Origin of the sequence: Vagococcus sp. (genome assembly GCF_052102835.1) — a bacterium.
Taxonomy (GTDB): domain Bacteria; phylum Bacillota; class Bacilli; order Lactobacillales; family Vagococcaceae; genus Vagococcus.
This window is the reverse complement of record NZ_JBQEIL010000010.1, coordinates 34,809-49,419: the sequence shown is the minus strand read 5'-3', so window position 1 is coordinate 49,419 and position 14,611 is coordinate 34,809. Positions and strand designations below refer to the sequence as shown.

At 35.3% G+C, this 14,611-nt stretch carries 8 protein-coding genes; 2 read left to right on the top strand and 6 right to left on the bottom strand.

Features of this window, described 5'->3' with window-relative positions; genetic code table 11:
• Positions 1-173: 173 nt before the first annotated feature.
• The gene (gene glmL, locus ACTJFD_RS09805) at positions 174-1,559 is read left to right on the top strand and encodes a methylaspartate mutase accessory protein GlmL (RefSeq protein WP_442261306.1); all 1,386 of its coding nucleotides are present in this window, start codon (positions 174-176) and stop codon (positions 1,557-1,559) included.
• A 42-nt stretch (positions 1,560-1,601) separates the two neighbouring features.
• Here glmL and ACTJFD_RS09800 read toward each other — a convergent pair whose 3' ends face one another.
• Positions 1,602-4,694, bottom strand: coding sequence for an AAA family ATPase (locus ACTJFD_RS09800; protein WP_442261304.1), 3,093 nt, complete (start codon positions 4,692-4,694; stop codon positions 1,602-1,604).
• Between the two features lie 136 nt (positions 4,695-4,830).
• Complete coding sequence (gene hutI, locus ACTJFD_RS09795) at positions 4,831-6,096, bottom strand: imidazolonepropionase (protein WP_442261303.1); 1,266 nt, start codon at positions 6,094-6,096, stop codon at positions 4,831-4,833.
• Between the two features lie 238 nt (positions 6,097-6,334).
• Here hutI and ACTJFD_RS09790 point away from each other — a divergent pair, with 238 nt between their 5' ends.
• Positions 6,335-8,362 carry a urocanate hydratase gene (locus ACTJFD_RS09790; RefSeq protein ID WP_442261302.1) on the top strand — a complete coding sequence of 676 codons (2,028 nt, stop codon included), beginning with the start codon at positions 6,335-6,337 and terminating at the stop codon, positions 8,360-8,362.
• Between the two features lie 495 nt (positions 8,363-8,857).
• Here the strand turns inward: ACTJFD_RS09790 and ACTJFD_RS09785 are convergent, their stop codons facing one another.
• From ACTJFD_RS09785 to ACTJFD_RS09770, 4 genes are all read right to left on the bottom strand, one after another.
• Positions 8,858-9,574, bottom strand: a complete 717-nt coding sequence (locus ACTJFD_RS09785) for a LutC/YkgG family protein (RefSeq protein WP_442261301.1) — start codon at positions 9,572-9,574, stop codon at positions 8,858-8,860.
• Complete coding sequence (locus ACTJFD_RS09780) at positions 9,567-11,042, bottom strand: LutB/LldF family L-lactate oxidation iron-sulfur protein (RefSeq protein ID WP_442261299.1); 1,476 nt, start codon at positions 11,040-11,042, stop codon at positions 9,567-9,569. The genes ACTJFD_RS09785 and ACTJFD_RS09780 overlap by 8 nt, the downstream gene beginning before the upstream one ends.
• A 3-nt stretch (positions 11,043-11,045) precedes the next feature.
• A complete protein-coding gene (locus tag ACTJFD_RS09775; protein ID WP_442261297.1) occupies positions 11,046-11,816 on the bottom strand; it encodes a (Fe-S)-binding protein in 771 nt (256 codons plus the stop codon).
• Positions 11,817-12,146: 330 nt separating this feature from the next.
• A complete protein-coding gene (locus tag ACTJFD_RS09770; protein ID WP_442261295.1) occupies positions 12,147-14,603 on the bottom strand; it encodes a heavy metal translocating P-type ATPase in 2,457 nt (818 codons plus the stop codon).
• Positions 14,604-14,611: the final 8 nt, after the last annotated feature.

Here is a 14,611-nt window from a genome sequence, read left to right as displayed (position 1 = left end):
GAGTTGTTAAAAATAAGATCTCCGCTTTTCTCCTAACTTTTGTTAAATTTCAACCTTAAAATTTGTTCATTTGACGTATTTTAGATTATTCATTTGACGATTTGACGAAAGCATTTCTAATCAAATTTTAATCTTCATGCTAATTTATTCACAAAAGAAAGGAAAGTATCGATATGACACAACTTGTATTACTCATTGACTTTGGGAGTACTGATACAAAGGCAACGTTGATTGATTTAAAACAAGAAAAAGTTTTAGCTACAACTAAAACAAAAACGACGGTTACCTCTCACTTAGTCGATAGTTATGAACAACTAAAAAAACAATTAACAGAATGGGTTTCTTTAGATGAAATAGAACAAGCAGAAGTACTTATTTGTTCTTCTGCTTTTGGCGGCTTTAAAATGGTCGCTATCGGTTTGACGCAAAGTTTGACCACTGATGCTGCGAAGAGAGTAGCTCTCGGTGCTGGTACTCGAATTTTAAAAACCTATTCTTACCACTTATCTGAACAAGATGTCAACGAAATAAATGCGCTCAAACCAGATGTTATTCTATTGACTGGTGGGACAAATGGTGGAAACAAAGCATTTATTAAAGAGAGCGCTCAAAAACTATTACATACTACTTCTAGTATCCCCATCTTAGTTGCTGGTAACGAAAAGATGAGTACTGAAGTTACGAACATTTTAAATACTCGAGGAAATTATTTTATTTCTGATAATGTGATGCCAAAAGTCAACGTTCTTAATCCAGATAAAACACGTGAGATTCTAAGAACGATCTTTTTTGAAAAGATTATCTATGCTAAGGGACTTGGTGAGATAGCTAAACTTAGTAAAAAGCCTGTTATTCCAACACCTTCAGCTGTTTTATCCGCAGCTCAATTGTTATCAGAAGGAACTGAACGTCAAGAAGGGCTTGGTCCATTAGCAATTCTTGATGTCGGTGGGGCAACCACAGATGTACATTCGGTTTCCAATAATTTATCTGGATTTCAAGAGGTCATCTTTGAAGGCTTACAAGAACCGTTCCTCAAACGAACGGTTGAAGGCGACCTAGGAATGCGATATTCGGCAATGAGCTTACTTGAAACAACAGGTTTCGGAGCTTTCCAGAAATTCCTTCCAAAATTATCTAACCAAGAAATAGAAGAAAAATGTCTTTACCGGGAACAACACCCTGAGTTTATCCCCACTCATTCAGAAGAACGCAACTTCGATTATACGATTGCAAAATTAGCCATCTTTAATGCAATCCGTCGTCATGTTGGTGAATTACGCGTGGAACCTCGCCCTAATTTTAATTTATACTATCAAAAAGGTAAGGATCTCCGTTTACTAAATTACTTAATCGGAACTGGCGGAGTAATTGTCCATAGTACTTGTCCCAAAGATTTAATAGTAGAAGCTTTACAGCAATCCCCTCGTGAGTTGACCCCAATCGCTCCACAACTCATGTTAGATAGAGATTATCTTCTCTCGGCTCTCGGTCTTTTAGGTGAACATTATCCAGAAACAGCTTTCAATCTTTTAAAACAAATTATTCAACCTCTTTAAACCAAAAATCTTCCTAAACAAAGACATGTTTAGGAAGATTTTTTATGATTGTTTGTTTGACTTAAAGGAAGAACCTTCAATAGTAATGCCATTAAATGCTCGGTATAGTGCATTGGTTTCTAATTTATTTCGATTGGGACTCAATGATTCCATTGCTTTTTGATAATAATAAAATTCATCCTTCGATAAAACGGAATTCAATTCTTCATTTTCTTCAATTGGATGATTAACTAATTGATGTTTAATCATCGCCTCTGCAAAATAAATCGTACCCAAAACACGCGGACTATTAAATTGCTCCATATATTTTTTAGAACTTTTAAGGTATTTCGCTACCTCAATAAAATTCCCTTCGTATAGATTAATTAAAGACATATAAGCATCCAACTGTGGTCGCTTCCACAAAGATGAAAAACGATCATAAATTTGATACGCTTTTTCAAAATACATTTTAGCTTTATCATAGTCTTTTTTACCAAATAAAATAATTCCCATATTAATATAAAAAACGGAAAGACTAGAATAAGCACGTTTATCCTCGCATAGATCAATCGCATCTTGCTGTAAAAGAATGGCTTCATCGTACTTTTCTTCAATACTACGAATTTCAGCCAAATAATCATAGGCTGCCGCAATATTAACTGCATATTTTTTTTCAATTGACTCGGTTAATCTAAACGTTCGGATGGATTCATTCAATTGTTGCTCTGCCAAGGTCATATTACCAATCATTAAGTAATAGAGACCTTTTAAACGTAGCAGAATACCAATTAACTCATGATTATTACTACGAATAGCTTCACTTAAAGCCAATTCAATATAATGGCTCATCTCTTTTTCGTCATCCGTTTGAATACAATAATAAATTAAATGCTTGTAACCTTCTAATAAAAAGATACTATCATTTAGTTCTTTAGCAATTTGAATAACTAAGTGACTCGCTTTAAGCCCTTGTTCATAGTTACCATAACGAATATGAAAACGGCCTTCCATACTATAGAACTGCATTACTAAACGTTCATATTCACGATCATGTTCATATTTAGGTTTTAATTCATCTAATTTTTGACGTATTTTTCCAAACTCAGCTAACGTATAATTTTTAGTCAATTTATTTTTATCAATCGTCAACTCATCTGGATGGTCATTAACTGGGAAAAGCTCATGATAAAACTTAAAATAGGTTTGCAGATATTTTATCTGATATTCGATGCCCTTTAAAGGTTCATTTGCACGCTCATAATGATGTGCAATTTTAGCATAGATAAGATGATCTTCGCTTAACATTTGAATTTCGCGCTCTAAAAGCTTCGCAATTTCTTTATGAACAAGGCATTTTTTAGATTCTAACTCATTCATATAAATATATTCACGTAAACGGTTATGAGTAAAACTAATTTTCACATCATTGTTAACCAACTGCTCGGTTAAGATTGATTCATTCATTAATTTTTCAATTAATTCTGCCAATTCAATATTTGAAATATTTAAAATTTCAGAAACCAGTTTCAATGAAACATAATCATAAAAATAAGAAACAATATTAACAATACGTAATTCTTGTGGTGACAAATTAATGAAACGATTTCGCAATGCATCCTGCATTTTAACGTTCATCACGTCTAATTTGGTATCATTTTTAAGCATATATAAATATTCAGTTAAAAAGAAAAAGTTTCCTTCTGTTAATTGATACAGTCGTTCAACTAGTGAATCCGTCGCTTTTTCTTCACCTAATTCTTTTTTCGCATAATCTTTCATCTCTTGAAAACTCAATGGCGTTAACTCTAATTCCAGTAATAAATCATACGAATTTAAAATAGCTAAAAAATTATGAATGGACATTGGCATGTCATCTCGTAAAGTAAAAACAAAAATAACTTGTTGATTATTGATATGTAACATCGTACTTAATAATAAGTTAAAACTAGCTTTATCTAACCATTGAATATTACGACACACAATAACTACCTTTTGTTTCTCGGCAATGGTTCGTAACGCATCAATTAAAACTTGCGATAACATGTTCATGTCAATATGTTTTCGTGTTTCTGTATCGACTGTTTGGCTTAAATCACCCTCAATACTTGGAAAATAATTGGAAACAATCGCTTGCCAACCAGCGGGATGAGATAAATTTTCTTTTTCAAAAATTTTAGTAATTTGAGCAAAAATTTGACGCCACATCCTCAAATCATAATCAACTTCAACCTCGTAGCATTGGGTTTCTAAAACACAAAAATCTTCAGCGATATTATCGAGCACACGGTTAACTAGACTCGTTTTCCCAACGCCACCTGGTCCTTTCACGACAACAGAATAAGCTCCGTCATTGTTAGAAAAGGAATTAAAATTGTTCTCTAATTGATTAATTTCATTAAGGCGACCAAAAAAACTTGAGATAAAACGTTTGGGTGCGCATTTGTTATTAACATTTGCTATTTTTAAAGAATTTTCAAATAATTCTCGCGTTTCCTTACTAGGGTCAATCCCTAGCTCTAAGTGAAGAATATCAGCGAGTTCATAATAAACTTCTATCACTTTTTCATGACGCTCAATTTTTTGATAATATGTCATTAATAATTGATAATTGCGCTCGTCAAACTCATCAATATCAATCAATTGCTGAATATATTTTTCAACATGATGATAGTTCATCATCTCAATATCTTGTTTAACTTTACGGTAGCATTCATTAATAAATATTTTTTCAAAATAATTGCGCATCTTCACGGTCCAAAGCTCAAAATCTTCCGAATCTTTAAGGAAGAACCCTTTTAAAAACTGATCTTTATATAACTCTAAATGCGTTTCAGGTCGTTCCCGAAACAAACTAATATCACTAGTGATTGGTAGTGATTCATTTAATAATAATATTTTTCGATTAGGTGAAAAAATATAGTCATCGCCTAATATTTTGTTGGCTTGATAAATAGTATTCCTTAGGTTTTTTTTGGCATTTTTTTCATCCATCTCCGGCCATAATAACCCAGCTACCTCATCACGACTAACCGTTTTATTAACAAACATATAAAACAACAAAGCATTAATTTTTCCAAATGAGAAAATTACAGGTTGACCATCTAAAAAGATTTGGGGACTTCCGAATAATTGACCGTAAACTTCTTTGCTCATCGCGTCACCACCTACTCAAAATTGTTTTTACTACTAGTTTCTATGATACTACAAAAAACCATATTCTACAAAAATATGTAAAAAAATAGTAAAAAACTCCTATTTCATTCAAAATAGGAGTTAAAACGGTTTCTGTCTAAATTCTTGCAAAGTCTTTGACGACTAATTCACCATGTTTATAAACATCTTGAACTAAGTTTGTTGCAAAGAAATAAAGTGGATAATCAATATTTGGAGCATCAAATATCGCAATATCAGCTTGTTTGCCTGTTTTAAAACTACCAACCGTTTCGCCTCTAGCTACTGAGTAAGCAGCATTAATCGTAACTGCATTAAAAACTTGAACCGGCGTTAAGCCCATTTTAAAACATCCTAATTGCATCATAAATTGAATGTTTGCTGTTGGACAACTTCCTGGATTACTATCTGTTGATAATGTGATTGCCATATTAGCTTCAAGCATTTTTTTAGCTGGAGCATACGTATTTGCCATTAAACTAAAGGTTGTTCCTGGTAATAAGTTACCAATCACACCCGCTTCAGACATTTTCTTTATGCCTTCATCTGTTGCTACCATTAAATGTTCTGCACTTAATGCGCCAACTTCTGCCGCAACATCAACACCACCAATAGAGTCTATTTCATCAGCATGAATTTTTAATTTAAAGCCTTGCTCTTTTGCTGCCGTTAATAAACGACGTGATTGTTCAGCTGTAAAGACACCTGTCTCACAGAAAATATCACAAAACTCAGCTAAATCGCCGGCTTTTACTTTTGGTAACATGTCTTCGATAATCATTTCAATAAAAGCGTCTGGGTTTTCTTTATATTCTTCTGGAATAGCATGTGCTGCCATAAAAGTTGATACTAAATCAATTGGTTGATCGTGGCCTAATTTTTTAACCACATTCATTTGACGCTCTTCTGTTTCCCAATCTAACCCGTAACCACTTTTAGCTTCGACTGTTGTGACACCATGAGTTAACATTTTATCTAATAAACGTTTTGTTTTTTCATATAACGTTTCAAATGACGCTGCTTTAGTTGAGCGTACTGTACTTAAAATACCGCCACTCTCACGTAATATATCTAAGTAACTCACACCATTTAATTTTTTAGAAAATTCATTTTCACGACTACCACCATAAACCAAGTGAGTATGACAATCGATTAATCCTGGTGAAGCCATCTTACCAGAGTAATCAACGATTTTTGTTTGCTCACCGATTAATTCTTTACGAGGCTCTCCACTACCGATTTCTAAAATCTTACCTTCTTTAATCGCAATAAATCCATCTTCTATAATAGTAGCTTCTGACATTTCAGCGCCTCTTAAAGGACGACCATGATCGATTGGAGAAAAAATTTGGCTAAAATGAACTAATACTTTATCTGCAAACATTTCTTACATCACCTTTTCTATTCAAATTTTTATACTACTCTACTATATTAGTTCATTGTCAAATTTTCGTCAAAACATATGATAGCGCCTCCAAATAAAAGTTTCTTTATTTCTTTTCACAAAATTGACCTTTATTTGACAGGTGTCGCTTATACTAGGGTCATAACTTTCAATTATCTTGATTATCTGACTGATATCAAACAAATAATTTATATTTCTTTAAGGAGGAAATTTTGTAATGAATATTGATAACTTAAAAATTAGTGACGCAATGACGGTTAAACTAGACAACGTCTTGCCAGAAATGCCTGAATTCCAAGAAGGTATCCGCCGTGCTCCAGACCGTGGTTTCCGTTTAAGTAAATCACAAACAGAATTAGCCTTAAAAAATGCTTTAAGATATGTACCTGAAGAATTTCACGAACAAGTGATCCCTGAATTCTTAAATGAATTAAAAACTCGTGGCCGTATCTATGGTTATCGTTGGTATCCAAAAACAAGAATTTACGGTAAACCAATTGATGAGTATAAAGGACAATGTACTGCTGCTAAAGCAATGCAAGTTATGATGGATAACAACTTAGATTTCGATATCGCTTTATATCCATATGAGTTAGTAACTTATGGTGAAACTGGTCAAGTTTGTTCTAACTGGATGCAGTATCAATTAATTAAAAAATATTTAGAAGTCTTAACTGATGAGCAAACATTAGTTATCAGTTCTGGACATCCTTTAGGAATCTTCGCTTCTAAAAAAGACGCTCCTCGTGTGATTATCACTAACGGTTTACTTATTGGTGAATATGACAATATCGAAGACTGGGAAGTTGCTGAAGAAATGGGAGTAACTAACTACGGACAAATGACAGCTGGAGGCTTAATGTACATTGGACCTCAAGGTATCGTTCATGGTACATTTAATACTTTATTAAATGCTGGTCGTCTGAAATTAGGGATTGCTGATGATGGTGATTTAACTGGTAAATTATTCGTAACTTCTGGTTTAGGTGGTATGAGTGGGGCTCAAGGTAAAGCTGCAGAGATTGCTAAATCTGTTTCAATCGTAGCTGAAGTTGATATGTCTCGTATTGATACTCGTCTAGAACAAGGTTGGATTAGTAAATTAGCTAAGACTCCTGAAGAAGCAGTAAAAATTGCTCAAGAATATCTTGACAAAAAAGAATCTACTTCAATTGCTTACCATGGTAATATCGTAGACTTATTAGAATATATGAATGAACATAACGTTCATATTGATTTGTTATCTGACCAAACTTCTTGTCACAACGTTCATGAAGGTGGTTATAACCCAGTTGGAATTACTTTTGATGAAAGAACAGAATTACTTGCAACTGATAAACCTAAATTTATCGAATTAGTTGACGCAACATTAGCTCGTCACTATAACGTGATTAAAGAGTTAACAGCTAAAGGAACTTATTTCTTTGATTATGGTAATGCTTTCATGAAATCTGTTTTTGACTCAGGAATTAAAGAAATCTCTAAAAATGGTGTGGACGACAAAGATGGCTTTATCTGGCCTTCATATGTTGAAGATATCATGGGACCTATGTTATTTGATTACGGATATGGACCATTCCGTTGGGTATGTCTAAGCGGTAAACACGAAGATTTAATGGCAACAGACAAAGCGGCTATGGATGTTATTGACCCTAACCGTCGTTACCAAGACCGTGATAACTATAACTGGATCCGTGACGCTGAAAAGAACCAATTAGTTGTTGGTACTGAAGCTCGTATCCTTTATCAAGATGCTATGGGACGCGTGAACATCGCTCTTGAGTTTAACAAACTTATCCGTGAAGGAAAAATTGGTCCTGTTATGTTAGGTCGTGACCACCATGACGTATCTGGAACTGATTCTCCTTTCCGTGAAACATCTAACATCAAAGATGGTTCTAACGTAACGGCTGATATGGCAACACAATGTTTCGCAGGTAATGCTGCTCGTGGTATGAGTTTAATCGCTCTACATAACGGTGGTGGCGTTGGTATTGGTAAATCTATCAACGGTGGTTTCGGTATGGTTCTTGATGGAACTGAATTAACAGATGAAATCATTAAATCTGCAATTGCTTGGGATACTATGGGTGGAGTTGCTCGTCGTAACTGGGCTCGTAACGAACATGCGATTGAAACTTCGATTGAATATAATGAAATGCGTAAAGGTTCAGACCATATTACTATTCCTTATCTTGCAAACGAAGAATTAGTTAAAAACGCTGTTGATAAACTTTTCAGCTAAAAATTAATATAAAAAACTGGTGACCCTTTCGTCATCAGTTTTTTTGTGTTATTCTGTTATAAAATTAAGGAAGTGGTTAAACTGTTACAACATAAAAAAAATAGGACTTTTTATCTAATCTTACTACTCTTACTAATCTCGCTACTCATAGGTACTCTTACTCTTTACTTTCTAAACGATCATCCCTTTTACGGAATGCTTCTTTATTTTTCTTTTGTTTTCTTGGTTAGCTACTCTAGTCATCACTTTGTCAAACAACGAGAGAAAAAACTTGATAAAATGTGGAAGCTAGCGAACGAGTTAGGTTTAACTAGCAGTGATCTTAGTCAACTATCAGGAATAGGACAAATTGATTTAGAAAATTCAAAGCAAAAAGAAGGGCGTTACCTTCCTCCTTCAAAAATCATAAAAAAAACAACCTTTGAACTTGAAAAAATAAAAAACAAAGCGGATGCTTTCCTCAATTGAGAAAAGTGATCCGCTTTGTTTCTTTTTTTATAAATCTTCGACAACAATATAATAAACTTTTACTGGGCCATGTAAACCAACAACTAATTCCATCTCGATATCGCCAGAATTAGAGGGGCCTGATATAAAATGAATCGCTGAACCCGTTGCTTCACCTTTTGCTATTTTTTCAGCATAAAAATCCGCCGCTTGAGTTGAGCGTGCAACGATCTTACTTTTGGGAATAATGGCAATATAATTATCTGGTAAGAAGTGCAAGGTTCTTCCTTGAGCTGCTGAGCTTTCAACAACAACGGTTCCTGATTCTGCCAATAAAAACTCGGCAAATGCAATTGATACGTTCGATGCCTGAGCTTGTTTAATATTCAGCTCACGATAGTCATTTCCTTGTTGCCAATAATGAATGTCTGCTTTTTCAGCTTCAATAAATGGGGCTAAAAAATCAGCTTTAAAAGCAGGGGTTGATGGTAACAAGATGGGGCCACCAGCAACTTCTTTCATGATTCCTAATAAAACATCGCTTAATTCAGCCGTTGTGGTTACTTGTAACTCTGTATGAATATCTTTTAATTTTTCACGAGCAATCTCAATCAGTTCTTCTGTTGATTTATCTGCTAATTGTTCGTGGGGTAAATCATTGACGGGTATAAAAGGGTGTTCTGTCACTAATTGTGGTGTTGTCCCTAATTTTTCATGAAGGCTCTTTAAAAAATTTTCACGTCCTTGAATCTTTGCATTAGTCATTGTTTATTTCACCTGCTTTATGTAATTGATACCATTTTTTAAAACTATCTTTATATTTTGGTGGCCGCGGTAAATCACGAACATCGGTCCAACCTTTTACCAGACCAGGTCCTTTATTCACAAAACCACCAAATTGATACATATTTTCAACCGAAATGTTTTTCTTCGTGCTCAAGACACCCAGACCCGTGTGAGCGACCCGTAAAGCTGAATTAAATAAAAATGGCGATTGTGTTCCTAGACCGATCACTCGCATCTGAACATCATCGAAACCACGCATCATTTTCAAATCATCGGTCATTACTTTTCGATGTTCAATCAATAATTCATGTAAAGGTATTTTAACTGGACAAGTACTCGTACAAGCCCCACATAAACTAGAGGCAAAAGGTAACTCTTTAAATTGTTTGTACCCCCCTAAAATTGGTGATAGTACTGCTCCAATTGGTCCAGGGTAAATCGAACCATAGCCATGTCCACCAATATGACGATACACAGGACAAACGTTCAGACAAGAGCCACAACGAATACATTGAAGTACCGATTGAAAAACACCACCTAAAGCATTAGAACGACCATTATCTAAAATAACGACATGATAATCTTCCGGTCCATCTGATTCATCAACCAATTTACGGCCAGCAAAAGTTACATACGTTGTCAAAGATTGACCAACTGCACTTCTTGCAAGTAAATTATCTAAAACTTCGGCTTCTTTCATCGTTGGAACAATTCTTTCCATTCCCATCAGTACAATTTGTGTTTTAGGAATACTAATCGTTAAATCCGCATTTCCTTCGTTCGTATCAAGATTGATCATTCCATTATCGGCAATTGCAAAATTACAACCCGTAATTCCAACGTCAGCTTCTAAGAAAAATTGACGCATTGTTTCACGTGCACAATTTGCTAAATTTTTGGGATCATTATCGCCCTTATACCCTAATTTTTTTTCAAAGACTTCTCTAATCTGTTCCCGATTTTTATGTAAACTTGGAAATACGATATGAGAAGGTTCATCCCAATCATCCATTTGTAGAATAAATTCGGCTAAGTCCGTTTCCATAACATTCACATCATCCAAGCCTAATAACATAGGATCAATATCAACTTCTGTCGTCACCATTGATTTTGATTTCACGACTTTTTTAGCTTCTTTTTCTAAAATAATTTTTTTGACATAATCTTGTGCTTCCTGAGCAGTTTGGGCAAAAAAAACATGCCCGCCTTGTTTCGCAACATTGTCACTAAATTGCTCCAAATAATCTGGTAAATAAGCCACTGTATGTTGGCGAATAGCCTCACCTAAATCACGCCATTCTTCCCAATTACCGAGCTTTTCACGAGCCCCTTCACGCTTAATCCACTGCGCATCTTGTGCTTTTGCTACAGCTTTTTGCATGAATTCATCTTTTTTACTATCAGCAATTCGCTCCTTGAACGGCTTCGTACTTGTCGTCAGTCCCATTTTTTATCCCTCCAAACTTTGTCCTACTAATGTAGGTGTTTCCATTCTTACATGATCGACGTTACTATTTAAAACTTCAGCAATATGCATGATTTTAACGTCATGACCGTCGCGATTTAATTTTCCACCAATATTCATCAGACAGCCCATATCGGCACTGATTAAAATATCTGGGGACGTACTCATCACATCTTGAACTTTTTCAGTCACCATTTGTTCGGAAATCTCAGGCATCTTCACTGAGAACGTTCCACCAAATCCACAACAATTTTCAAGATGAGGAAGTGGTACCATCTTTAATCCTTGCACATGATCTAGTAAGACAAATGGAGCTTCTTTTTCACCCAATAAGCGTGTCATATGACAAGAACGATGATATGTTGCTCTTGCATCTAAGGAAGCGCCTACATCTTTTACTTTTAAGACACGATAAATAAACTGGCTAAACTCATAAACTCTTTCAGCTAAAGCAACAGCTTTAGGATAATAAGGGTCATCCTTTTCCAAAAGTTCTGGATACTCTCGTAACATTGCCACACAAGATCCCGCAGCTCCAACCACATATTCAGAACCTTCAAAAGAGTCTATTTGATTTCTAATTGTTGCCATACTAGCTTTTTCATAGCCACTATTATAAGTCGGTTGACCACAACAAATTTGCTTTTTAGGGAGTTCTGTTTCACAACCTAGTCGCTCTAAGACCTCGACCATTGCAATCCCTACATTTGGAAACATTAAATCGACAACACAACTCGTAAATAAGCTGACTTTCATAAGTTACCTCCTACTATATTAAACATTTTTATTTTTAAATGATAATTATTGTTATCTTATCATAGTTATCCGTTTTCATTATTAACATATGTTAATAACATTTCATCTTTTTTACCGTTTAATTGAACTAACTATCGTTATAAAATCTTTAAAATTAACGTTCTTAGCCTATTTATAATTATTATAATTAAATCAAGAGATTGTTCTTTTTAAAACAAATTTTACTGATAAAACATAAATAGAACTAATAAAACTTTTAAAGTTTCATCAGTTCCACTTATTATAAGGCTTGAAGTATCCACCTCAATCACTTTTTATTAATCCGTTCATTTATTTACTTGGTTTAAACCGTTTCAATCTCAAAGCGTTCAATAAAACCGATACCGAACTAAAACTCATCGCTGCTCCAGCAATCATCGGATTTAATAAAGGGCCACCAAAAAGATATAAAACGCCCATTGCCACTGGAATACCTAAAACATTATAACCGAAAGCCCAAAAAAGGTTTTCTTTAATATTTTTAATCGTCGCGTGACTTAGTTCAATCGCAGTTGGAACATCCATCAAATCACTACGCATTAAAACAATGTCTGCTGATTCCATTGCCACATCTGTTCCTGAGCCAATCGCAATTCCAACATTCGCTTGGGCTAAAGCTGGTGCATCATTAATACCGTCACCAACCATCGCAACAACTTTACCTGACTCTTGTAACTGTTTCACCTGATTGGCTTTATCTTCAGGTAAAACATCACTAATGACTTGATCAATCCCGATTTGTTTTCCAATAGCATTCGCTGTCCGTTTGTTATCCCCCGTCAACATAATCACTTCTAAGCCCATTTTTTGTAATTTTTTAATCGCTTGATAGCTGCTTTCTTTAATCGTATCCGCTACTGCAATTAAGCCTAAAAGTTCAGTTGGTGTGGCAATATACATTGGTGTTTTTCCTTCTTCAGCTAAACGATTTGCCTCTGCCTCGTAAGCACCGATGCTTAAATGATTCGCAAGCATTAGTTTCTTATTCCCTAAAAGATAAGTTTCAGACTCAATTTGTGTTTTTATTCCATGCCCTGGTAAAGCCTCAAAATCACTAACCTCTTTTAATAAGAGACCCTTTTCCTTTGCCGCTTCAACAATCGCCATACCCAATGGGTGTTCAGAATTCACTTCACTTGCTGCTGCTAAATTAAGCAACTGATCGTCAGTGATTTTTCCTAATGTCACTAAATCAGTCACACGAGGTTTGCCTTCAGTAATCGTTCCCGTTTTATCAAAAATGATAGATTCAATCTTATGCGTTGTCTCTAAAGCATCGCCACTCTTAATTAAAACGCCGTGCTCAGCTCCCTTACCTGTTCCAACCATTATCGCTGTTGGTGTTGCTAAACCAAGCGCACAAGGACAAGCAATCACTAAAACAGAAATGGTAATCGTCAAAGCAAAAATCCATGACTCTTGTCCTAAGAAAAACCAAAGTGCACCTGAAAGGATCGCTAAAACAATAACAATCGGAACAAAAACACCAGATACTTTATCTGCAAGTTGTGCAATCGGAGCTTTTGATCCCTGAGCTTCTTCTACTAATTTAATAATTTGAGAAAGGGTAGTATCTTTTCCAACTTTGGTTGCTTCAAATTGAAAGGAGCCTGTTTGATTGACACTTGCTCCAACAACCATATCACCTATTTTTTTCTCAACAGGTAAACTTTCACCAGTAATCATTGCTTCATCAACCGTACTGGTTCCTTGAACGATTTTACCATCCACTGGAATTTTTTCGCCAGGTCGAACTAAAATAATATCGCCAACTTGCACTTCATCAATCGCTTTTTCAAACTCAACTCCCTCTATCATGACACGAGCTGTTTTAGGTGCTAAACCAATTAATTGCTTAATTGCCTCTGACGTTTTTCCTTTAGATACCGCTTCAAAATATTTACCTAATGTAATTAATGTCAAAATAACGGCAGCTGATTCGTAATAAAGTTGCATTGCAAACTCAGACTGACCTTGTCCGACTAAAATCGTGGCGTATAAGCTATATAATGCCGCTGCACTGGTTCCTAATGCCACTAACGAGTCCATGTTAGGGTGTCCTTTAAACAGGGCCTTAAACCCTACAATAAAGAAGTTCTTTCCAATCACCATGACTGGAAGAGTTAAAATTAATTGAGCTAGTGAAAAATTCAACGCTTGATGCATCGGATCAATAAAACCTGGTAAAGGAAATCCTACCATATGTCCCATTGAAATGTAGAGTAGTGGCACCGTGAATAAAGCCGATAACCAAAAACGACGCCACATTTTTTTGATAGCTAAAGCTTTTTTCTCTGCTTTATCATCGGTTTCCTCTAGTACATCTGCCTCTAAACTCGCTTGATAGCCAGCATCAGCAACAGCTGTTTCTATTTCTCGAATACTGATTTGTTCTGGATCATATTGTACCTTTAATTTTTCTGTGGCTAAATTGACATTGGCTTCTTTCACACCAGCTAGCTTTCCAACCACTTTTTCTATCGTTTGGGCACAAGAGGCGCATGTCATTCCTTCAATCGCAAAAGTGGTTTCTTTTTTAGGTAAGTTAACGTGATAACCCGCTCCCTCAACTGCTGCAATCACACTCGTTTCATCTTCAGTGCCCTCCTCAAAAGAAACCGTTAACTTCTCCGTTGCTAAATTAACACTCGCTTGATTAACGTTCGATAATTGGTTGACTACTTTCTCAACCGTTTGAGCACAGGATGCACACGTCATCCCTTCAATCGCATATGTTTTTTGACTCATTATTTCTT